Source organism: Streptosporangium roseum DSM 43021 (assembly GCF_000024865.1).
In the GTDB taxonomy this organism is placed as follows: Bacteria; Actinomycetota; Actinomycetes; order Streptosporangiales; family Streptosporangiaceae; genus Streptosporangium; species Streptosporangium roseum.
Map to the genome: position 1 here is coordinate 3,203,890 of NC_013595.1, position 22,554 is coordinate 3,226,443.

Here is a 22,554-nt window from a genome sequence, read left to right on the forward strand (position 1 = left end):
GGCCCGTCCGTTGCGGCTCCCGGTCCCCGGACCTGCGTGACTCCGCCCCTCAGGCCTGCGCCACCCCCGCGGTCCCAGTAGGCTCATCGGTCATGCGCAAGTGGATCGCCGTCGCCGCCGTGCTGCTCGCCGTCGCCGCGGGAGCGGCGTTCCTGTGGCTGGGCGGCGGCGAGGACGGCCCGCGTCCGGCGGTCTTCCGGGGCGAGCCGACCACGGCGCACTACGCCCCGATCGCCACCCGCGCCGCCGACCCCGATCCGCTGACCGCCGCGGAGATGTTCCCCACCGGATCGGTGACCGCGGGCGAGAGCACGCTCGCGAGCAAGGGGGCCGAGACGCTCACCGACTGCGTCCCGGCGGTGTGGGGGAGCGCCGAGGCCGCCGTCGCCGGATGCACGCAGGCGCTCCGGGCCCACTACGCGACCCCGGACGGCCGGGTCTCCGGGCAGTTCCTCATCTTCAACCTGGCCGACTCCGCCGCGGCCGACCGGCTCGTGGCGGCTCTCAAGAGCGGCGGTTTCGTACGGCCGGCCCCCGGCACCCCCGCCGGCTTCGACGGCTCCCGGAGCTGGGCCCAGGCCCGGGCCCTGGGACACTACGTCACCGTGAGCTGGGTCGCCCCGGTGGGCGGCGCGGGCCGGGTGGACCTCACCTACCCGCAGGTCGCGATGGACAGCCTCAGCCTGGTGATCCAGCAGCGTCTGGTGCGCTGAGGGAGCTCCGCACCGCGGCGGGGAGCTCCTGGAGGCGGTGGGCGGGCAGTTCGAGGACGGTGACGTCGTCGGCCCAGGGGGCGACGGCGGTGACGACGGCCCTGGCCTGCTTCTTGGTCAGCTCGCCCCGCACCTTGATGAGGGCCTCGCGCCAGGTGTTGGCGAGCTTGCCGTGGGCGTTGTCCAGGATGCGGCGCAGGATCCGCCCCTCGTCCGTCGCGGGAGGCGGGAGCCGTACGGCGTGGACCGTCGAGCCGTCGACGGTCAGTCCGTAGACCGGGGAGAGCAGGTCGGCGGGCAGGTCCTTCGGCGGTCCGGCCAGGGTGACCTGGACCTGCCGGGCGCGGGTGGCCAGCAGCAGCCGGGGCAGCGCCGCCTCCAGCCCCGCCGGTACGGCTATCGCGACCCTGCCGGGGTCGCTGGCGTAGGGCTTGGCGAGCCATGTCGTCAGGCGGGCCCGGGGCGTCTTGGCGAGCAGGTCCCTGGGCCACTCGCCCACGAGCACCTCGGGCGCCTGGCCGGTGGCGGCCGGCGCGGGGACGGGGACGCCGGTGGACTCGACGGACTGGGGGCCGTGGGTGTAGATGGCCGCGCCGAAGCCGTCGACGCGGGCGGCCACGGCGGGCCAGGTCTTGGTGGTGGGACGGAGGATGTACAGGTCGGCGGCGGAGCCGATGGCCTCGGCGCCGAAGTAGCGGTTGAAGTCGGGGTAGATGGCCTCGTTGACGAGGTTGAGCTGGGACAGGGCGTGCTGCACCTTCAGAGCGAGGGCGGGGGTGCGCTCGCTGGCCCCGTAGGCCAGCAGGATCCGGCCCCGCTCGCGGTCGCGGAGCCCCTCCACGGCGCGGGCGGCGAACAGCCCGATGCCCTCGGGGGTGTAGGGCGGGTCGGTGATCGCCAGGTCGGCCCATGACTGGACGGACGCGGGCAGGCCCAGGCGCAGGTCGGCCCAGCGGGTCCGCACGTTGAGGCCGAGCCGGTCGGCCTGGCCGGCGATGTAGGCGAGGATGCGCTCGTCGATGTCCACCACGGTCACCTCGACGCCCGGGTGCAGCAGGGCGGTCGCCAGCGAGGTCAGGTCGTGGTCTCCCACGCACAGCAGCCGGGCCCCCTCCAGCCAGAACCGGGCGTCCAGCAGCAGTGCCCGGCGGACCACGGTGTCGGCGGTCGCGGCCACGTGATCCAGCGCCTGGCGGCCGCGGGGCGCCTTGGCGACCAGCTCCTCCATCCGCGCCACCAGTTCGGCGTGGCCGGGCAGCAGGTGCGCCACCGGGTCGGCGGGCGCGACGGCGGCGCCAGCGAGGCCGATCAGCGGCTCCCGGAGCCGGAAGCGGTCGCCGGAGCGCTCCAGCCCGACCTCGCGCAGCAGGGCCTCGACGGTCCGCCGTGACGTCGCGCTCTCCCGGACCAGATCCGCCAGAGTCCACCAGCGGCCGTCCCCCAGGAGTGCCAGCACCGTCCGCAGCCGCCTGCCGTCCACACCCGCCTGCGCGATGAGCGCCGCAATCGCTTCCATGGGGCCACCCTAGAGCCCTCACCTGGAATGTCCTGCCCCGCCGCCATGTTGAACGGAACGGACGGATCGCTACTAAATGTTCGCGATATGGACCGGGTAGGCACGTTTCCGACAGGGTACGGTAATGTCTACACACCACGCAGCAGGGCCAACGTCGTCCCTTGCTTGTTCCAAAGAAGCAAGACGACGGGAGGGATTCAATGCCTGCTGCCCACCTCGGCTTTCCCGAGCCCCAGGGCCTCTACCACCCCTCGCACGAGCACGACGCCTGTGGCGTCGCCATGGTCGCGGACGTGGCCGGCCGCCGCAGTCACGACATCGTCGCGAAGGCCCTGACGGCGCTCTGCAACCTCGACCATCGGGGGGCCCAGGGTAGCGAACCGGACACCGGCGACGGCGCCGGGATCCTGACGCAGATCCCCGACACGTTCTTCCGCGCCGTGACGGACTTCCCGCTGCCCGTGGCGGGCTCCTACGCCGTCGGCACGGCCTTCCTGCCCGCCGACCCCGAGGCCCGCGCGATCGGCGTGCGGATGATCGAGGAGATCGCGGCGGAGGAGGGCCTGACGGTCCTCGGCTGGCGCGACGTGCCGACCGACCCCACGCTGCCCGGGCCGAGCGCCCGCGCGGTGATGCCGTTCTTCCGGCAGATCTTCGTGGCCTCGCCGCAGGGCGAGAGCGGCCTGGAGCTGGACCGGCTGGCCTTCTGCCTGCGCAAGCGGGCCGAGCACGAGGTGGACGTCTACTTCCCCTCGCTGAGCGCCCGGACGATCGTCTACAAGGGCATGCTCACCCCGCCGCAGGTCGAGCCGTTCTTCCCCGACCTGAGCGACGAGCGCTACGAGACCGCGATCTCGCTGGTCCACTCGCGCTTCTCCACCAACACCTTCCCCTCCTGGCCGCTGGCGCACCCCTACCGCTACGTCGCCCACAACGGCGAGATCAACACGGTCAAGGGCAACCGCAACTGGATGCGGGCCCGCGAGGCCATGCTGGAGACCGCGGCCATCCCGGGCGAGCTGTCGCGGCTCTTCCCGATCTGCGACCCCGACGGCTCCGACACCGCCTCCTTCGACGAGACGCTGGAGCTGCTCCACCTCGCCGGGCGCAAGCTGCCGCACGCGGTGCTGATGATGATCCCCGAGGCGTGGGAGAACCACACCGAGATGGACCCCGCGCGGCGGGCGTTCTACGAGTTCCACTCCACGCTGCTCGAGGCCTGGGACGGCCCTGCCTCGATCACCTTCTCCGACGGCACCCTGGTCGGCGCGGTCCTCGACCGCAACGGCCTGCGCCCGGGACGGTTCTGGGTCACCAGGGACGGCCTCGTCGTGCTGGCCTCCGAGGCCGGTGTGCTCGACATCGCGCCGCAGGACGTGGTCCGCAAGGGCCGCCTGCAGCCGGGCAAGATGTTCCTGATCGACACCGAGCTCGGCAAGATCATCGAGGACGACGAGATCAAGGCGGAGCTCGCCGCCGAGCTGCCCTACGCCGAGTGGCTGCACGCCGGTCTGGTCCGCTTCGAGGAGCTGCCCGCCCGCTCGCGTGAGATCCCGACCCACGAGGCGCTGATCAAGCGTCAGCAGACCTTCGGCTACACCGAGGAAGAGCTGCGGATCATCCTGTCGCCGATGGCCAAGGTGGGCGCCGAGCCGATCGGCTCGATGGGCACCGACACCCCGGTCGCGGTGCTCAGCGAGAAGCCCCGGCTGCTGTTCGACTACTTCAGCCAGCTTTTCGCGCAGGTCACCAACCCGCCGCTGGACGCCATCCGCGAGGAGCTCGTCACCTCCCTGGCCAGCACCCTCGGCCCCGAGGGCAACCTGCTCGACCCGGGCCCGGCCTCCTGCCGCCAGCTCGTGCTGCCGTACCCGGTGATCGACAACGACGAGCTCGCGAAGATCATCCACATCAACGACGAGGGCGCGCTGCCGGGCTTCCACCCGCGCGTCGTCTCCGGCCTGTACGAGGTCCGGGGCGGCGGTGAGGCGCTGCTGCACCGCCTTGAGGAGATCTGCGCCGAGGTCTCGGCGGCGATCGAGGGCGGGGCGCGCGTCATCGTGCTCTCCGACCGGGGCTCCTCCGACGTGCTGGCGCCGATCCCGTCGCTGCTGCTCACCGGCGCGGTCCACCACCACCTGATCGCCGAGAAGACCCGCACCCGGGTCGGCCTGGTCATCGAGACCGGCGAGGCCCGCGAGGCCCACCACATGGCGCTCCTCGTCGGCTACGGCGCGGGCGCGGTCAACCCCTACCTCGCCATCGAGACCGTCGAGGACATGGTCGACTCCGGCGTCCTGGCGATCGACAAGCACAAGGCCGTGCGCAACCTCATCAAGGCGTACGGCAAGGGCGTGCTGAAGGTCATGTCCAAGATGGGCGTGTCCACCGTCGCCTCCTACACCGGCGCGCAGATCTTCGAGGCGCTCGGGCTCGGCCAGGACGTCATCGACGCCTGCTTCACCGGGACGACCTCCCGCCTGGGCGGCATCGGCTTCGACGTCCTGGCCCAGGAGGTCGCGCTCCGCCACGGGCGGGCCTACCCGCGGGCCGAGAACGCCCACCGCCGCCTGGAGGTCGGCGGGGAGTACCAGTGGCGCCGCGAGGGCGAGCCGCACCTGTTCAACCCCGAGACCGTCTTCAAGCTGCAGCACGCCACCCGCTCGCGCCGCTACGAGATCTTCAAGGAGTACACCGGCCTGGTGGACTCCCAGGCCGAGAAGCTGATGACGCTGCGCGGCCTGTTCAAGTTCAGGGACGGCGTCCGCGAGCCGGTCCCGATCGACGAGGTCGAGCCGGTCTCCGAGATCGTCAAGCGGTTCTCCACCGGCGCGATGTCCTACGGCTCCATCTCGATGGAGGCGCACGAGACCCTCGCTATCGCGATGAACCGGCTGGGCGGCAAGTCCAACACCGGCGAGGGCGGCGAGGACCCCGAGCGGCTCTACGACCCCGCCCGCCGCTCCGCCATCAAGCAGGTGGCCTCGGGCCGCTTCGGCGTGACGTCGGAGTATCTGGTCAACGCCGACGACCTGCAGATCAAGATGGCCCAGGGCGCCAAGCCCGGCGAGGGCGGCCAGCTGCCCGGCCACAAGGTCTACCCGTGGATCGCCAAGACCCGGCACTCCACCCCGGGCGTCGGCCTCATCTCGCCGCCGCCGCACCACGACATCTACTCCATCGAGGACCTCGCCCAGCTCATCCACGACCTGAAGAACTCCAACCCGGTCGCCCGCGTGCACGTCAAGCTCGTGGCCGAGGTCGGCGTCGGCACGGTCGCGGCGGGCGTGTCCAAGGCGCACGCCGACGTGGTGCTCATCTCCGGCCACGACGGCGGCACCGGCGCCTCCCCGCTGACCTCGCTCAAGCACGCGGGCGCGCCCTGGGAGCTCGGCCTGGCCGAGACCCAGCAGACACTGCTGCTCAACGGCCTGCGCGACCGGATCGTGGTGCAGGTGGACGGCCAGCTCAAGACCGGCCGCGACGTGGTCGTCGCCGCGCTGCTCGGCGCGGAGGAGTACGGCTTCGCCACCGCCCCGCTGGTCGTCTCCGGCTGCGTGATGATGCGCGTCTGCCACCTGGACACCTGCCCGGTCGGCGTCGCCACCCAGAACCCCGAGCTGCGCAAGCGGTTCACCGGCAAGCCCGAGTTCGTGATCAACTTCTTCGAGTTCATCGCCGAGGAGATCCGCGAGCACCTCGCCGCGCTGGGCTTCCGCAGCCTCGACGAGGCCATCGGCCACGCCGAGCTGCTGGACACCACCTCGGCCGAGAACCACTGGAAGGCCGCGGGCCTGGACCTGGCGCCGATCCTGCACCAGCCGGAGCTGCCCGAGGGCACCGCGCTCCGCCGTACGCAGGAGCAGGACCACGGGCTGGACAAGGCGCTGGACCACACGCTGATCCAGCTCGCCGAGGGCGCGCTGGACCACGGCCGGCGGGTCACCCTGGAGCTGCCCATCCGCAACGTCAACCGCACGGTCGGCACCATGCTCGGCCACGAGGTGACCAGGCGGTACGGCGGAGCGGGTCTCCCCGACGACACCATCGAGGTCCGGTTCACCGGCTCGGCGGGCAACTCCTTCGGCGCCTTCGTGCCCCGGGGCGTCACGCTGCGGCTGACCGGCGACGCCAACGACTACCTCGGCAAGGGCCTGTCGGGCGGCCGGATCACGGTCCAGCCGCACGACGAGGCGCCGCTGGAGGGCCACATCATCGCCGGCAACGTCGGCCTGTACGGCGCGACCTCCGGCGAGGTGTTCGTCCGCGGGGTCATGGGGGAGCGGTTCTGCGTCCGCAACTCCGGCGCCACCGCGGTCGTCGAGGGCGTCGGCGACCACGGCTGCGAGTACATGACGGGCGGCAAGGTGGTCGTCCTCGGCCCGACCGGCCGCAACTTCGCGGCGGGCATGTCCGGTGGCGTCGCCTACCTGCTCGACCTCAACCCGGCGCGGGTCAACCGCGAGATGGTGGAGATCGAGTCGCTGGACGAGGCCGAGTCCGAGACCCTGAGGGAGATCGTCGAGGCGCACCTGACGGAGACCGGCTCCACGGTCGCCAAGGCGCTCCTGACCGACTGGGACCCGGCCCGGTTCAGCAAGATCATGCCGACGGACTACAAGCGGGTCCTGAGGGCCGCCGAGGCCGCGCGCCTCGAAGGCCGCGACATCGACGAGGCGGTCATGACCGCGGCGGTTCAGGGATGACGCCGGCGCCGGCGCCCGCCGGAGCGGTCACCACCGGCCGCGCTCACGAGACTGTTCAGGGATAAGGGGGCACACCGATGGCTGACCCGAAGGGTTTTCTCACGCACGGACGCGAGCTGCCGGCGCGCCGCCCGGTGGACGTGCGCATCCGCGACTGGCGGGAGGTCTACCAGGACTTCCCCAAGCCCGCGCTGACCAAGCAGGCCGCGCGCTGCATGGACTGCGGCATCCCGTTCTGCCACAACGGCTGCCCGCTGGGCAACCTCATCCCCGAGTGGAACGACCTGGTCTACCGCGACGACTGGCAGGAGGCCATCGAGCGCCTGCACGCCACCAACAACTTCCCGGAGTTCACCGGCCGCCTGTGCCCGGCGCCCTGTGAGGCGGCGTGCGTGCTCGGCATCAACTCCGACCCGGTGGCGATCAAGCGGGTCGAGGTCGAGATCATCGACCGCGCCTTCGACGAGGGCTGGGTCACCCCCCAGCTCCCGGCCTCGAAGACCGGCAAGCGGGTCGCGGTCGTCGGCTCGGGCCCCGCGGGCCTGGCCGCCGCCCAGCAGCTCACCAGGGCCGGGCACGACGTGGTGGTGTTCGAGCGCGCCGACCGGATCGGCGGCCTGCTCCGCTACGGCATCCCCGAGTTCAAGATGGAGAAGCGGCACATCGACCGCCGGCTCGCGCAGATGAGGGCCGAGGGCACCGAGTTCCGCACCGGCGTCAACGTCGGCGTCGACATCACCGCGGCCCGGCTCCGCGAGGAGTTCGACGCCGTCGTCCTGGCGGGCGGCGCGACCCGGTGGCGGGACCTGACCGTCGCCGGGCGCGACCTGAAGGGCATCTACCAGGCGATGGAGTATCTCCCGCCGTCCAACAAGGTCCAGGAGGGCGACTTCCCGGTCTCGCCGATCAGCGCCGAGGGCAAGCACGTCGTCGTGATCGGCGGAGGCGACACCGGCGCCGACTGCATCGGCACCGCGATCCGGCAGGGCGCCGCGTCGGTGACCCAGCTGGAGATCATGCCCCAGCCTCCGGCGGACCGTCCGGGCAGCCAGCCGTGGCCCACGTTCCCCATCCTGTTCAAGATGGAGAGCGCCCACGAGGAGCTGGCCGTGGGCGGGGGCGACCGGGTCTACGCGGTCTCCACCACCGAGTTCGCCGGCGACGCCGACGGCAACGTCCGGGCGCTGCGCCTGGTCGAGGTCGAGGGTCCGGCGACCGGTTTCAAGCCGATCGCCGGCACCGAGCGGGAGATCCCCGCCGAGCTCGTCACCCTGTCGATGGGCTTCGTCGGCCCGGAGAAGGGCGGCCTGCTGGAGGAGCTGGCCTCCGTCGCGGCGGGCGAGTTCTTCGACGCGCGGGGCAACGTCGCGCGGGACAAGGGCTACATGTCGTCGGTGGACGGGGTGTTCGTCGCCGGTGACATCGGCCGGGGCCAGTCGCTGATCGTCTGGGCGATCGCCGAGGGCCGCTCGGCCGCGGCGGCGGTCGACCGCCACCTCACCGGCCAGACGGCCCTGCCGGTGGCGATCCCGCCCACGGCCCGGCCGCTGGTCTGACCGTCCCACGGTGTTTCCGGTACGGCGCTGCCCGTCGTACCGGAAACATCAGGCTAAGTCAGTGTTCAGGTTGCTGTGGCGGTTATATCCCTGAAAGATGATTCTTCCTGATCTGGGTTGATGCGGGGGATATATGAATCGTTGGAGCGGCCGCCTGACCGGCGCGGCGACGGTGGTGGCTCTGACGGGCTCCCTCACGGTGGGTTCCCTGACCGGCGGGACGGCGGCCGCCGGCGGACAGCTCCGCGACTACCTGGTCTTCTACGCCGACGGCGCCCGGGACCGGGCGATCGCCGCGATCAGGGCGGGCGGCGGCGCCGCGCTGTCCACCGAGCCCAAGCTCGGCTACGTCGTCGCCAGGGGCCCGGGAGCCCGCTTCGTCGAGGACCTGGCCGGCAGCGACGCCGTCGCGGGCGTCTCCTCCGACCGCAGGATCGGCTCCGCGACCGCCGTCTCCGGGACCGGCCCCGCGGTCTCCGCCGCCGGGACGGGCGCCTCGGACATCCGGGAGGTCGTCCTGGCCGACGACGTGGAGCCGCTGGCCGGACGGCAGTGGGACATGAAGATGATCGGCGCCACCGCCGACGGCTCCTACGCCACCGCGCCCGGCAGCAAGAAGGTGCTGGTGGGCGTCATCGACACCGGCGTGGACGGCAGGCACCCCGACATCGCGCCGAACTTCAACCGCGCGCTCAGCCGCAACTTCGTGACCGACCGGCCCAAGGACTCCAAGGGGCAGACCTTCGACGGGCCCTGCGAGTTCAAGGGATGCAAGGACCCGGCCGACTGGGACGACGACGGCCACGGCACGCACGTCGCCAGCACGATCGGCTCGCCGATCAACGACCTGGGCGTCGCCGGCGTCGCCCCCGAGGTGTCCCTGGTCAACCTGCGGGCCGGCCAGGACGCCGGGATATTCTTCCTCAAGCCCAGCCTCGACGCGCTCACCTACGCCGGCGACGCCGGGATCAACGTGGTCAACATGAGCTACTACGTCGACCCCTGGCTTTTCAACTGCGCGGCCAACCCCGCCGACTCCAAGGCCGAACAGCTGGAGCAGCGCGGGGTCATCACCGGCATGCAGCGCGCGCTGGACTACGCCCGCGGGCACGGCGTCACCCTCATCAGCGCCCTCGGCAACGAACTCACCGACCTCGGCCGGCCCAAGACCGACACCACCAGCCCCGACTACCCGGCCGACTCCACGCGCGTCCGCAAGGTCGACAACTCCTGCCTCAACGTCCCGGCCGAGTCCAAGGGCGTCATCGCGGTGTCGGCGCTCGGCACGAGCGGGCGCAAGGCCTACTACTCCGACTACGGCCTCGAGCAGACGGACCTGTCGGCCCCCGGCGGCGACGAGTACGACGGCACCAAGGACCCCGACGTCGCCAGGACCATCCTGGCCGCCGCCCCCGAGCACGTGCTCCGCGCCCAGGGGCTGATCAACCGTGACGGCCTGCCCAAGAACTCCTCGGTCGTCCGCGACTGCCGCGACGGCACCTGCGCCTACTACCAGTACCTCGCGGGCACCTCCATGGCCGCCCCGCACGCCACCGGCGTCGCGGCCATCCTCCTCAGCCGCTTCGGCAAGCCGGGCAAGGGCGGTGTCAGCATGGCCCCCGCCGACGTCCAGCGCCTGCTCTACGCCACCGCCACCAAGAAGTCCTGCCCCTCGCCGCGCAGGTACGTCTACCGCATCGAGGGACAGAAGTTCCCCCAGGTCTGCGAGGGTTCCAAGTCCCGCAACGGCTTCTACGGCAGAGGGATCGTCAACGCCGCCAGGGCCGCCGCCGTCACCCGCTGAGCCGCCAGGGCCGCCGCCGTCACCCGCTGAGCCGCCAGGGCCGCCGCCGTCACCCGCTGAGGCGCCAGGGCCGCCGCCGTCACCCGCTGAGCCGCCAGGGCCGGGTCCGGATCCCGTGCCCGGCACCGGGGCGGCCCTCCTCAGGCGCCGCACCGGTAGAGGTCGCTCACCCCGTCGAGCCGGACCTGGGCGCAGTTCCGCCGGATCCAGGCGAGCCGGGGGTCGGCCTCGGCGCCCTGCCCGGTGAACCCCGACAGCTGGACCGAACGCAGGTCGCCCTCCGCGACCAGCCGCTCAAGCTCCGCCAGGCTCACCGCCTGGTCCGTGGCGTTGTAGCCGCCCATCGCGATCACGTCCCCGCCCGTCGCGATGATGTACGGCGCGGCGCCGGTCGCCGACAGGGTGGCGAGCAGGATCCGGGCGCCGTCCCGGTTGGCGGTGGCGTAGTCCAGCACGCTCCGCTGCTGCGCGGTCAGCGTCCCGGTGGCCACGCCCCACGTGGACAGGCCGCCGCCCGAGGACCCACCGCCCCGCGCCGCCCCCTCGGCGACCTGCGGCACGATGAGCGCCCAGCCGTGGTAGCCGAACAACCGCACCGACAGCGCCTGCACCCACAGCGCGCCCGGCGGCTTGTCCACGGTCGAGACGCCCAGCGGGTCGAACGCCCCGAAGAAGAAGTTCGACCAGCTCTGGCTCATCGACCGGGCCGCCGCCGCGTAGTAGGAGTTGCCGTACCCGACCGAACCCAGCGCCCAGCCGTACAGCACCCCGCCGAGCGCACACGCCGCGACCAGCGCCCACCTCGACCACCGCGGCTCTCTCCGCACATCCATGGGCCCACCCTCGGCGGATCCCCTCAACGCCTCCTTGGCGACGCATGAAGATCCGATGAGAACGTCGCAGGGGCGGTCCGCCGTCTCCTGGTCAAGGGGCGATTCGCCGTCTCCGGGTCACGGGGCGGTTCGCTGTCTCCGGGTCACCGGAGGTAGCGTAATGTCACCGAGTTTTTCATCGGTGCTACGGCCAACGTAACAACCGAGTGGTCTGTACCAATTAGGGTGGGACCCGTGACCCGTCGCGCAAAAATCGTCTGTACTCTCGGCCCTGCCACCTCCTCTCCCGAACGCCTCCGCGAGCTCATCGCCGCGGGCATGGACGTGGCCCGTTTCAACCTCAGCCATGGCAGCCACGAGCTGCACAAGGAGGTCTACGACAGGGTGAGGGAGGCCGCCGCCGAGCTCGGCCGCGGCGTAGGCGTGCTGGCCGACCTGCAGGGCCCCAAGATCCGGGTGGGCAAGTTCGAGGAGGGGCCGGTCCGTCTCGGCTTCGGTGACGTCTTCACCGTCACCACCGAGGAGGTCCCCGGGGACCGGGAGCAGGTCTCCACGACCTACCTCGGCCTGCCCAACGACGTCCGCCCGGGCGACAGCATCCTCGTCGACGACGGCCGCGTCCACCTGGAGGTGACCAGGGTCGACGGCCCGCGCGTCACCACCCGGGTGATCATCGGCGGCATGATCTCCGACAACAAGGGCCTCAACCTGCCCGGCGTCAACGTCAGCGCGCCCGCCCTCACCGACAAGGACGAGACCGACCTCCGCTGGGCCCTGCGCACCGGGTTCGACCTCATCGCGCTCTCCTTCGTCCGCCGTCCCTCCGATGCCGACGTGGTGCGCAACATCATGGAGCAGGAGGCCGTCCGCCTCCCGCTGCTCGCCAAGATCGAGAAGCCGCAGGCCGTGGAGCGGCTGCCCGAGATCATCGAGGCCTTCGACGGCATCATGGTCGCCCGCGGCGACCTCGGCGTCGAGCTGCCCCTCGAAGAGGTGCCGATCGTCCAGAAGCGCGCCATCGAGCTCTGCCGCGAGAAGGCCCGCCCGGTCATCGTCGCCACCCAGATGCTCGACTCGATGATCAGCTCACCGCGCCCCACCCGGGCCGAGGCCTCCGACGTCGCCTACGCGGTCATGGACGGCGCCGACGCGGTCATGCTCTCCGGCGAGACCTCGGTCGGCAACTACCCCATCGAGTCCGTGCAGACCATGAGCCGCATCGCGACCACCGCGGAGAAGACCTCGCTGCAGGCCACCCACAGCCTGGACCGGCTGCCGGAGACCACCGGCGGGGCCATCGCCCGTGCCGCCGCCGAGGTCGGCGCCATCGTCGGGGCCAAGGCCCTGGTCGCGTTCACCATGTCCGGTGAGACCGCCCGCCGCCTGGCGCGCTACCGCTCGCCGATCCCGCTGCTGGCCTTCACCTCCTCCCCGCACGTCCGCTGCCAGCTCGCGCTGACGTGGGGTGTGGAGACCTTCGAGGTGCCGTTCGTCCACCACACCGACGACATGGTCCGCCAGGTCGAGGCCTCCCTGCTGGCCAACGCGCGGCTGGAGAAGGGCGACAAGGTCGTCATCGTCGCCGGCTCGCCTCCCGGCACCGCCGGTTCCACCAACGCCCTGCGCGTCCACACCATCGGCTCGGCGGTCTCCCACCCCGCCTGAGATCCTCCTGCCGGTACGGCCACCGCCCATGGGCGGTGGCCGTACCGGCATGTGAGGCCCCTGACGATCGTCCAGCGTGACGGCGGAGGCGGCCACCGCCGTGACGGGCGGCCGTGAGGCTGTGAAGGGCAGCATGCCGGGCGCTGAGGCCGGGCCGGTGCCGACCGGCGGTCACCCGCGCGGACACGGCTCTGGCCGCTCTCAGGCCCCCTGGGGGCCTGGTCGTGCTCGACCGGCTGGACGGCGCGCTCCCCGCGGCGGCTCCGTCATCACCGTGCCCGCCGGTCCCGGTCCAGATGGCTGATCCGGTGGCACTCCCGTTTCGGAAGGTGTTCCCGGGGTAATCGATGCCTCTGATGATCCCGGGACGGCGGCAGCCTCCGGTCCCGGTGGCGGATCTGCGTCGGCCACCGGGGCCGGCCCGGCGAAGGGGGCTTCGGGCGCCGCTCCGAGCGTCAACCCTCCCGTGGCCTTCCGGAAGGGGATGCCGGCCTTACCTCGATCTTTGATCTCCGCCCTCGGTCGGCCCGTTGCGCCGGACGAGGGTTCCGGCGTCTGCCGGACGGCTGTGGAAGCAGCTCACTCATCTACCGCGACGCACCTGCACCGGAGGCCTGCGGTTCGACGGCGTCCAACGCCGGGGCGAGCACGGCGAAGGCCCGGTCGAGAAGTTCGGCGGGGTCCTCGGCGCGCGATGACGGGCCTGATTCTCCGTTCCCACGGCGGGCGGCGGCACCTGCCGGAGCCGTACCGGGCTACGCGCAGCCGTACGCCCATGTCTGCAGGAACAGCGGGCGGCCCTTGTCCTCGCCGGGGATCGGCGGCACGTCGGTCAGGTGGTAGCCCGCCGCGCGCGCGACCGCCGCGCTCGCGGCATTGCCCGCCTCGATCTCCAGCAGCAGCTGGACGACGCCCACCGTGTCGTGGGCGAAGTCCGTCATCACCCGCACGGCCCGCGCCGCCAGGCCCCGCCCCCGATGCGCCGCCCCCACGACGTAGCCGATCTCCGCGACGTCCAGGCCCGGCTCGGTCAGCATCAGCAGAACCTCACCCAGGGGCTCCCGGCCGTCGACGGTGATGGCGAGCTGGACCCGCTGCCCCGCCGTCCGCCGCTCCCGGGCCCTCTTGAGATAGACCTGCGCGGCGTTCAGATCGAACGGCGAGATCAGCGGCGTCCAGTAGGCCACCTCGGGGTCGTCGAACAGCCCCACCATCGCCGGCAGATCACCGTCGTCCCACTCCCGGAGCACCAGGCCGTGCCCGCTCAGCCGGAGCTCGCCGGGGAAGCTCACCGCGACACCGCCGCGATCCTCCTCGGCGCCCCTCACCGCTCACCCATGCCGTCAACTCCCGACTCGTCCCTCCCCAGGAACCTACTCGACCCCCGCTCCCGCCCCCCACGCCCCCACCGGCCATCCGGCCGGGTCTGCGAGATGTCGGGGACTTCCATGAAAGGTGATGGTCCGCACACGGAGAGCGAGGAGGGTGGGCATGAAAAAACCGCCCGGCGAATGCTGGGCGGCTGTCTGTGCCCCGAGTGGGATTCGAACCCACACTAGATGGTGTTTGAGACCATTTCCTCTGCCGTTGGGATATCGGGGCCTATTTCTGGACTTGTCCAGATTGTGTATGGCGGCTGTGAGCTTACCCAGAACTGGATCAGTTACAGGCACCGGCGTGGTCCTAATCTAGCGGACATCGGTACTCTCTTGCTCGTGAGTACGCAGCGGCGAGTAGTGATCGCGGAAGACGAGGCGCTGATCCGCCTCGATCTCAAGGAGATGCTGGAAGAAGACGGATATGCCGTCGTCGGCGAGGCCGGGGACGGGGAGGCCGCGGTCAAGCTGGCGCTGGAGCATCGGCCGGATCTGGTGATCCTGGATGTGAAGATGCCCATCCTGGACGGGATCTCGGCCGCCGAGCAGATCGTGTCGCAGCGGATCGCGCCGTGCCTGATCCTCACCGCCTTCTCGCAGCGGGATCTGGTCGAGCGGGCCCGGGACGCCGGGGCGATGGCCTATCTGGTCAAGCCGTTCACCAAGTCCGACCTCGTCCCGGCGATCGAGATGGCGGTCAGCAGGCACGAGGAGATCGCCGCACTGGAGCGGGAGGTCGGGACGCTCTCGGAGCGGCTGGAGACGCGCAAGCTGGTCGAGCGGGCCAAGGGGCGGCTCATGGAGCAGCACGGCTGGAGCGAGCCGCAGGCGTTCCGGTGGATCCAGAAGGCGTCGATGGATCGCAGGTTGAGCATGCGCCAGGTGGCGCAGGTCGTGCTGGACGGGACGCCTGGTCCCGCTGAGGCCGAGGAGGCCTGAGGGGGGCGCCCGCCGCGTTCCGCCGCGCCGTACGGTGCCCGGTCTGCTTCTTGACAAGCCCGCGTATTACCTTGAGTCAAGGGGGATGCGTGGGCTTTCGCGTACTCGGAGTGATCATCGAGAGAGCGCTAGGTTGCCAATGACCATGGGTTTTGCCGTGGTAGCCGAAAAGAATCGGTGTTGTAACGAAACGATAACGGGAGGCTCTCCTGTATCGACCCGTAACATCCGCTGGCTGTACTAACCGACACAACCCCCTGGCCACTCCGCCAGGGGAGGGCATCTGTGAACCCGGTCCTGAAGCGGGACTGGCGAAAGGAAGGCAACCTTGCGGCCTAAGACTGCTCGCCTCGGTGGAGTGCTCGCTGCCGGTGTGGCGCTCACCCTCGGTCTCGCTGCCTGTGGTGACGGCGGCACGGAGGCCAAGCCGGCGGACGGCGGCTCCAGCGCTGCCGCTTCCGGCACCGTCAAGATCGGCTTCATGGGCGACCTGACCGGCCCCAACGCCGGCATCGTCATCCCGCCGAGGAATGGTGCGAAGCTCGTCATCGACGAGTACAACAAGACCAACCCGGCCGTGAAGGTCGAGCTGGTGGAATACGACAGCCAGGGCGACCCCTCCAAGGCCGTCGCGCTGGCCCAGCAGGCCATCAAGACCGACAAGGTCGCCAGCATGATCGGCCCGGCGTTCTCGGGTGAGTCGGCCCAGGTGGGCCCGGTGCTCGAGGAGGCGGCGATCCCCAGCATCACCGCCTCGGCGACCAACACCAAGCTCGCCGAGAACGGCTGGAAGTTCTGGCACCGCATTCTGCCGAACGACAGCGTCCAGGGTCCCGGCATCGCGGACTTCATCGCGGGCGCCGCCGCCGCGAAGAACGTCTTCGTGATCGACGACAAGTCGGAGTACGGCAAGCCCCTGGCCGACGCGGTCCGCACCCAGCTCACCAGCAAGGGCGCCAAGGTCACCGACGACTCGCTCGACCCGGCGGAGAGCGACTTCTCCTCGGTGGTCAACAAGGTCGCCGCGGCCAAGCCGGACGCGATCTTCTTCGGTGGTTACTACGCCGCGGCCGGCAACCTGCTCAAGCAGCTCCGCGACAAGGGTGTGAAGGACGCGAAGTTCTTCTCCGGTGACGGCTCGCTGGACAGGGGCCTGATCGACGGCGCGGGTGCTCCGAACGCCGAGGGCGCCCTCGTCGGCTGCCCGTGCTACATCGCCACGCCGGACGTCACCGACGCCAAGGTGAAGGGCTTCGCCGACGCCTACAAGGCCGCCTTCAGCGCCGACCCGTCGATCTACGCGGCCGAGGGCTACGACGCGGCGACGGTCTTCATCGAGGCCATCAAGGCCGGCAACACCACCCCCGACAAGATCAACACCTTCATCGGGACCGTTGACCTGGCCGGTGTCTCCAAGCAGGTGAAGTTCGGCCCCAACGGCGAGGTCGAGGCCAAGGACATTTACATGTACCAGGTCAAGGACGGCGCCATCACGCTGCTCGGCAAGGCCGCCGAGGCCAAGCTGGGCTAGCCGACACCTTGAGAACAGTAGGTAGTTGACGCGCGGGAGCGGGAACGCCGCGATGGGTTCCCGCTCCTCGTGTTCTTCCAGAGAGTCCACGAGGCCCTGCTGGAAGCGGTGTGCTACCGGCAGTGCAGGCGACCCCCGCTAGAAGTGGTAACCCCTAGTGCTCAATGACTTCGTCAATCAGTTCTGGCCGGCCACGATCGACGGCTTGGCCTTCGGATCGATCTACGCCCTGATCGCGCTCGGTTACACCATGGTGTACGGCGTGCTGCGGCTGATCAACTTTGCGCACTCCGAAGTGTTCATGATCGGAACCTTCGGGGCGATGTTCGTCCCCTTCGTGCTCGGCATCAACTCGGCGCTCACGGGTCTCGCCCTGGTGGGCGTGATCATCGCGATGATCCTGGCCGGCATGCTGGCCTCCGCGGGCACCGCGATCGCCCTGGAGCAGATCGCCTACCGGCCGCTGCGCAAGCGCGGGGCCTCCCGGCTCGCGGCTCTGATCTCCGCGATCGGCGCCTCGATCTTCCTGCAGGAGCTGTTCGCCCTGCTGGTGATCCCGGAGGTTTTCAACCGTCCGCAGCAGGGCCGTATCCAGATGGGCCTGCCCCGGCTGATGGAGCGGACCGAGCTTTTCTCGATCTTCGGTCATTCGGTCCGCGTCGACCAGGTGCTGGTGATCGTGGCGGCGATCGGCATGATGATCGCGCTCGACGCGCTCGTGAACCGCACGAAGATCGGCCGTGGTATCCGCGCCACCGCGCAGAACCCCGAGGCGGCGGTTCTGATGGGTGTCGACATCAACAAGATTGTCCGGATGACGTTCCTCATCGGTGGCGGTATGGCCGGAGTGGCCGGTGCGCTCTACCTGATCTCGTATGAGAACACGAACTACTACATCGGATTCCTCTTCGGTATCAAGGCGTTCACCGCGGCGGTCCTGGGCGGCATCGGCAACCTGCGGGGTGCGCTGGTCGGCGGGGTCGTGCTCGGCCTGGTGGAGAACTACGGAGCCATCTTCTTCGGCTCCGACTGGAAGCACGTGATCTCCTTCACCATCCTCGTCTTGGTCCTGATGTTCCGCCCCACCGGAATTCTCGGTGAATCACTCCAGCAGGCGCGCGCATGAACCAGAAGAATTCCCTGGCAGGCATCCGTCACCGGCTCGGTCAGTACGGCGACACCATGCACGTCCGCTGGCTGAACACGCCCGGCTGGCAGCGATGGATCCTCTACGTGGCTCTGATCGTCGGAGCCCTGCTGCTGCCGTCGGAGAGCATCGGCGGCTTCATGTCGCCCTACACCGACTGGGCGAGCATCCTGTTCTTCCCGATCGGCACCTATGTGATCCTGGCCATCGGCCTGAACGTGGTAGTCGGACAGGCGGGCCTGCTGGACCTCGGCTTCGTCGCCTTCTACGCCGTGGGCGGTTACGCGATGGCGTTGATCGGCACCAGGCTCGGCTGGAACTTCTGGCTGATCCTGGTGGTGGGCATCGGGATCTGCGCCCTGTCGGGCATCACTCTGGGCGGGCCGACGCTGCGGTTGCGCGGCGACTATCTGGCGATCGTCACGCTGGGCTTCGGTGAGATCATTCGTATCACCGCCCGCAACACCGACGCGATCGGCGGCCCCAACGGCATCCGCGGCATCCCGCACCCCCCGAGCATCGACGAGCTGACCATCTTCGGCGTCGACGTCTACGAGCTCCTCGGGGTGAAGATCTTCAAGTACGGCGTGCTGGACCCGCGGCCCTACTACTACCTGCTGGTCGCGCTGGCCGTCGTCGCGATCATCCTGGTCAAGCGCTGGGAGAAGAGCCGGGTCGGGCGCGCGTGGGCGGCGATCCGCGAGGACGAGGACGCGGCCGAGGTCATGGGCGTGCCGACGTTCCGGTTCAAGATGCTGGCGTTCGCCATCGGCGCCTCGATCGGCGGCGCGATGGGCGTGCTGTGGGCCTCCAAGGTCATCTCGCTCAACCCGAACGACTTCCAGTTCCTGCTGTCGGCGACGATCCTGGCCGCGGTGGTCATGGGTGGCGCGGGCAACCTGCCGGGCGTCATGCTGGGTGCGTTCGTGGTGGCGTGGCTGCCAGAGCGCTTCCGCGGCCTGCAGGAATACCGCATGCTGATCTTCGGCGCGGTGCTCGTGGCGCTGATGATCTTCCGGCCTGAGGGGTTGCTGCCGTCGCGTCAACGCAAGGCGGAGCTGAAAGAGGGAACAGGCGGGATGGGATCGCTCGGTGCCGATGTGCCCGGGCCGGAGTCGCGTGGTGAGGAGGTGGCCTCCAAGTGAGCGCCGAGGTGAGCGCAGGGGCCGGCCAGGAGCGCAGTGCCCGCTCGCTGCTGGAGCTGCAGGGGGTCGTGATGCGCTTCGGCGGCGTCACGGCGCTGAAGGATGTCAGCTTCACCATCAACGAGGGGGAGATCTTCGCTCTCATCGGCCCGAACGGCGCCGGCAAGACCACGATCTTCAACGTGATCACCGGTGTCTACCAGCCGACGGAGGGGCAGGTCCGCTTCGAAGGCGAGAAGATCAGCGGCGTCAAACGCTTCAAGATCACCAAGCGGGGAATCGCCCGTACGTTCCAGAACATCCGGCTGTTCCACAACATGACGGCTATCGAGAACGTCATGGTGGGCGCGGACGCGCATCACCGCTCGGGCATGGTCAGCGTGGCGCTGGGGCTTCCCTGGCACCGCAAGGCCGAGCGTGAGGGCCGCGCGCTGGCGATGGAGCTGCTCGACTTCGTCGGCATCTCCCACCGCGCCGACGATCACGCGAAGAACCTGCCCTACGGTGACCAGCGCCGGCTGGAGATCGCCCGCGCGCTGGCGACCCAGCCGAAGCTGCTGCTGCTGGACGAGCCGGCCGCCGGTATGAACCCGGCGGAGAAGGTGGCGCTGCAGCAGTTGATCAGGGACATCCGGGACGCCGGCCGGACGATTCTGATCATCGAGCACGACATGAGCCTCATCATGGGCATCAGCGACCGCATCGCGGTGCTGGACTTCGGCCAGAAGATCGCCGACGGTCTGCCGGACGAGGTGCGGAACGACCCCCGGGTCGTCGAGGCGTATTTGGGGGCTCCCGCAGATGCTTCTTGAGATCAAGGACATCCATGTCCACTACGGCAAGATCGCGGCGCTCAAGGGCATCTCGGTCGAGGTGAACGAGGGCGAGATCGTCACGCTCATCGGAGCGAACGGGGCGGGCAAGACCACGACCCTGAAGACGATCTCGGGCCTGCGCGGTCTGTCGTCGGGCACCATCACCTTCGACGGCAAGGACATCAGCAAGCTGCCCGGCCACAAGCGGGTCATGGCGGGCCTGGGACAGGCGCCCGAGGGCCGGGGCGTCTTCCCCGGCATGACGGTGTACGACAACCTGCTCATGGGCGCCTACACGCGCTCCGGGGACTTCGGCGACGACCTGGCAGAGGTCTTCGAGCTGTTCCCGCGCCTGGCCGAGCGCAAGACGCAGATGGGCGGCACGATGTCGGGCGGCGAGCAGCAGATGCTGGCCATCGGCCGGGCGCTGATGGCCAAGCCGAAGGTCCTGCTGCTGGACGAGCCGTCGATGGGCCTGGCGCCGCTGATGGTGCAGCAGATCTTCTCCATCATCGAGGAGATCAATCGGCGGGGCACCACGGTGCTGCTGGTGGAGCAGAACGCCCAGCAGGCGCTGAAGCTCGCCCACCGGGCCTATGTGCTGGAGACCGGGAAGGTGGTCAAGAGCGCGCCCGCCGCGGATCTGCTCGACGACCCCGACGTGCAGGCCGCCTATCTCGGCGGCGGTCTCGGTCACGACGCGCCGCCGGAGCGGGACGGGGCGGAGAGCCGCGACGTGCCGGGCGAGCAGGCGTGAGCCGTAGCGAGTGACGTCGCCGGGTCCGTCCCGCGCATCCGCGCGGGACGGGCCCGCCGGCGTCAGGTCAGGGGGACCTCGACGCCGTCGGTGCTTCCGCGGATGCCGAGTGACGGTTCGCCGAACAGCCGGACGGCGGCGACCTTGGCCTTCTTGGGGATGTCGAACCACAGGTCCATCTCGATCCTGACCCCGGCGCCGAGAGGGAGCGTGTCGGGCTGGCGTTTGATGGCCTGCGCGAACCTGTCGATGCTGTAGGCCGCGCCGTCGGCGGTGATGAGCTTCTGCCGCTTGGCGTCGAACCTGGAGTTGGCGCGGGCGGGGTTCTCCACGACGATGCGCACGACCACGTACTGGCCTTTGGCCGGCCATTCGGCGTGGGAGCCGAACAGGATGCCCAGGCCCGTCTGCAGGCCGATCACCTGGAAGCGGCCGTCGCTGTCGGTCACGGGTGCGGCGTTGATCGGACGCTCGCCGGGGCGGACCGGGCGCGGGGCCAGCTCGTAGGTGGCGGTGGGGGTGGCCGAGGGAGCGGCGGATCGCGGCTGGCCGGTCCCGGTGCAGCCGACGAGGAGCACGCCGGACAGGGCGGCCCCGGTGAACCGTATCAGGGAGGTTCGCACATCGGGCAACGTAACCGAGTCGGGCCGCCGCTTTCAATGAGCCGGTGACAGTCGATGGCGGCGCGCCGGACGCGATGGGCGGGGCCGGCGCGGGGCGGCGTCCGCGGCCGTCCGGCGGTGTCGCCGGTGGCCGTCAGGCCGTACTTCGACCCCAAAAGGGAATGTTAGTCAGATTTGTCGGATTTTGAGAGAATTGACGGGAAGTCATCCCGAGTCCGTGTCACGGATGCGAGGGAGCCGTCCCGGCGGCCGGCCCGCGGTGCGCCCGGCCTGCGAGGTGAAACCTACCTGAAGTGCAGATATAGGCTATTTTCATGTTCCAGGACTCGACCCCAACCGGTTCGGGTCCGCGACGGTCGGCTCAAAGGGGAGTCGTTGACCGTTCGATGAACGGGCGCGTCAAGATCTATGCCTGGAACAGGGTATTGATCAGACGACTCCGCACGTGGTTGTTGTCCGAATTGTGTCGTATCGGTGATCTGCATGGCCATGCAGGTGGGGCAGCATCACCAGCACTGAGGTAGCTGTTCGAGATGCGACATTGACCGTAAGGAGGCCTTCGTGGGCCTGAGTTTTGTTTCCCGTCGCGCGCTCGCAGTGGGCGCGATGGTCGTCGCCGGCGCGCTCGGCCTGTCCGCATGCGGCGGTGGTGAGACCACCGGTGCGAACACGGGTGACGGTGCCTCGTCGAACGCCCCCGCGGCCGCGGGTGGTCCCAAGCTGGTCTCCCCCGGCAAGCTGACCACCTGCACCAACCTTCCGTACGAGCCCTTCCAGTTCAAGGAGGGCGACAAGGTCGTCGGCTTCGACGTCGACATCGTCGACCTGGCGGCCAAGAAGCTCGGCCTGACGCAGGAGATCGTCGACATCGACTTCGCCGTCATCAAGAGCGGCGCGGCGATGGCCGCGGGCAAGTGCGACGTGGCCGCCGCGGGCATGACCATCACGCCGGAGCGCCAGGCGAACATCGACTTCTCCGTGCCCTACTTCGACGCCACGCAGGCGCTGCTGGCCAAGAAGGGCGCCGGCGTCAAGACGCTGGAGGAGATCAAGGCCAAGAACCTCAAGCTCGGGGCCCAGGCCTCGACCACCGGCCTCGACTATGTCAAGAAGCAGGGGCTCAACCCCAAGGAGTTCGCCGACTCTCCCAAGGAGCTCCTGGGCCTGCAGTCCGGCCAGGTCGACGTGATCGTCCAGGACCTGCCCGTCGTCCTGACCTGGCTCAAGAAGCCGGAGATCGCCGACAAGTTCGAGCTGGTCGGCAGCCTGGACACCGGCGAGCAGTACGGCGTCGGCCTGAAGAAGGGCGCCGACCCGGTCCTGCTCAAGGCCATCAACGACGCGATCACCACCGCCAAGTCGGACGGCACTTACGATCAGATCTTCGTGAAGTGGTTCGGCAAGAAGCCCGGCGAGCTCGGCTGATCC

General features: G+C 69.9%; 16 protein-coding genes and 1 tRNA gene. 12 read left to right on the top strand and 5 right to left on the bottom strand.

Going from position 1 to position 22,554, the window contains the following annotated elements:
• Positions 1-92 precede the first annotated feature (92 nt).
• Positions 93-713, top strand: a complete 621-nt coding sequence (locus SROS_RS14280) for a hypothetical protein (RefSeq protein ID WP_012889647.1) — start codon at positions 93-95, stop codon at positions 711-713.
• Here SROS_RS14280 and SROS_RS14285 read toward each other — a convergent pair.
• The gene (locus SROS_RS14285) at positions 679-2,229 is read right to left on the bottom strand and encodes a bis-aminopropyl spermidine synthase family protein (protein ID WP_012889648.1); all 1,551 of its coding nucleotides are present in this window, start codon (positions 2,227-2,229) and stop codon (positions 679-681) included. The two genes, SROS_RS14280 and SROS_RS14285, sit on opposite strands and share 35 nt — an antisense overlap.
• A 200-nt stretch (positions 2,230-2,429) precedes the next feature.
• Here SROS_RS14285 and gltB point away from each other — a divergent pair, with 200 nt between their 5' ends.
• The 3 genes from gltB to SROS_RS14300 all read left to right on the top strand — a co-directional run bounded on the left by gltB (position 2,430) and on the right by SROS_RS14300 (position 10,295).
• Positions 2,430-6,935, top strand: a complete 4,506-nt coding sequence (gltB, locus tag SROS_RS14290; protein WP_012889649.1) for a glutamate synthase large subunit — start codon at positions 2,430-2,432, stop codon at positions 6,933-6,935.
• Between the two features lie 77 nt (positions 6,936-7,012).
• Positions 7,013-8,491: a glutamate synthase subunit beta gene (locus tag SROS_RS14295; protein WP_012889650.1), complete on the top strand. Its 1,479-nt coding sequence runs from the start codon at positions 7,013-7,015 to the stop codon at positions 8,489-8,491.
• A 133-nt stretch (positions 8,492-8,624) separates the two neighbouring features.
• Complete coding sequence (locus SROS_RS14300; protein ID WP_012889651.1) at positions 8,625-10,295, top strand: S8 family peptidase; 1,671 nt, start codon at positions 8,625-8,627, stop codon at positions 10,293-10,295.
• Positions 10,296-10,435: 140 nt separating this feature from the next.
• Here SROS_RS14300 and SROS_RS14305 read toward each other — a convergent pair whose 3' ends face one another.
• On the bottom strand, positions 10,436-11,128 hold the full coding sequence (locus SROS_RS14305) for an ArnT family glycosyltransferase (protein ID WP_012889652.1): 693 nt from the start codon (positions 11,126-11,128) through the stop codon (positions 10,436-10,438).
• Positions 11,129-11,362: 234 nt separating this feature from the next.
• Between SROS_RS14305 and pyk the strand changes: the two genes are divergently transcribed.
• Positions 11,363-12,793, top strand: coding sequence for a pyruvate kinase (gene pyk, locus SROS_RS14310; RefSeq protein WP_012889653.1), 1,431 nt, complete (start codon positions 11,363-11,365; stop codon positions 12,791-12,793).
• 755 nt (positions 12,794-13,548) lie between these two features.
• On the opposite strand, the gene SROS_RS14315 is transcribed toward pyk, so the two are convergent.
• Together SROS_RS14315 and SROS_RS14320 are read right to left on the bottom strand one after the other, a co-directional pair.
• A complete protein-coding gene (locus SROS_RS14315; RefSeq protein ID WP_218919837.1) occupies positions 13,549-14,121 on the bottom strand; it encodes a GNAT family N-acetyltransferase in 573 nt (190 codons plus the stop codon).
• A 201-nt stretch (positions 14,122-14,322) separates the two neighbouring features.
• A tRNA-Leu gene (locus SROS_RS14320) sits at positions 14,323-14,395 on the bottom strand.
• Positions 14,396-14,508: 113 nt separating this feature from the next.
• Here SROS_RS14320 and SROS_RS14325 point away from each other — a divergent pair.
• From SROS_RS14325 to SROS_RS14350, 6 genes are all read left to right on the top strand, one after another.
• Entirely contained in the window at positions 14,509-15,108 is a 600-nt protein-coding gene (locus SROS_RS14325; RefSeq protein ID WP_012889655.1) for an ANTAR domain-containing response regulator, read from the top strand.
• 358 nt (positions 15,109-15,466) lie between these two features.
• Positions 15,467-16,639 (top strand): branched-chain amino acid ABC transporter substrate-binding protein, encoded by a 1,173-nt coding sequence (locus tag SROS_RS14330; protein WP_245564637.1) that lies wholly within the window; start codon positions 15,467-15,469, stop codon positions 16,637-16,639.
• A 157-nt stretch (positions 16,640-16,796) separates the two neighbouring features.
• The gene (locus SROS_RS14335; protein WP_012889657.1) at positions 16,797-17,765 is read left to right on the top strand and encodes a branched-chain amino acid ABC transporter permease; all 969 of its coding nucleotides are present in this window, start codon (positions 16,797-16,799) and stop codon (positions 17,763-17,765) included.
• Entirely contained in the window at positions 17,762-18,931 is a 1,170-nt protein-coding gene (locus tag SROS_RS14340) for a branched-chain amino acid ABC transporter permease (protein WP_012889658.1), read from the top strand. The genes SROS_RS14335 and SROS_RS14340 overlap by 4 nt, the downstream gene beginning before the upstream one ends.
• A complete protein-coding gene (locus tag SROS_RS14345; RefSeq protein ID WP_012889659.1) occupies positions 18,928-19,743 on the top strand; it encodes an ABC transporter ATP-binding protein in 816 nt (271 codons plus the stop codon). Before SROS_RS14340 ends, SROS_RS14345 begins: the two co-directional genes overlap by 4 nt.
• Entirely contained in the window at positions 19,733-20,503 is a 771-nt protein-coding gene (locus SROS_RS14350) for an ABC transporter ATP-binding protein (protein WP_012889660.1), read from the top strand. Before SROS_RS14345 ends, SROS_RS14350 begins: the two co-directional genes overlap by 11 nt.
• Positions 20,504-20,565: 62 nt before the next feature.
• Here the strand turns inward: SROS_RS14350 and SROS_RS14355 are convergent, their stop codons facing one another.
• Positions 20,566-21,126 (bottom strand): DUF4352 domain-containing protein, encoded by a 561-nt coding sequence (locus SROS_RS14355; protein ID WP_012889661.1) that lies wholly within the window; start codon positions 21,124-21,126, stop codon positions 20,566-20,568.
• A gap of 561 nt (positions 21,127-21,687) precedes the next feature.
• Between SROS_RS14355 and SROS_RS14360 the strand changes: the two genes are divergently transcribed.
• Entirely contained in the window at positions 21,688-22,551 is an 864-nt protein-coding gene (locus tag SROS_RS14360; protein ID WP_012889662.1) for an ABC transporter substrate-binding protein, read from the top strand.
• The last annotated feature ends 3 nt before the right edge of the window (positions 22,552-22,554 follow it).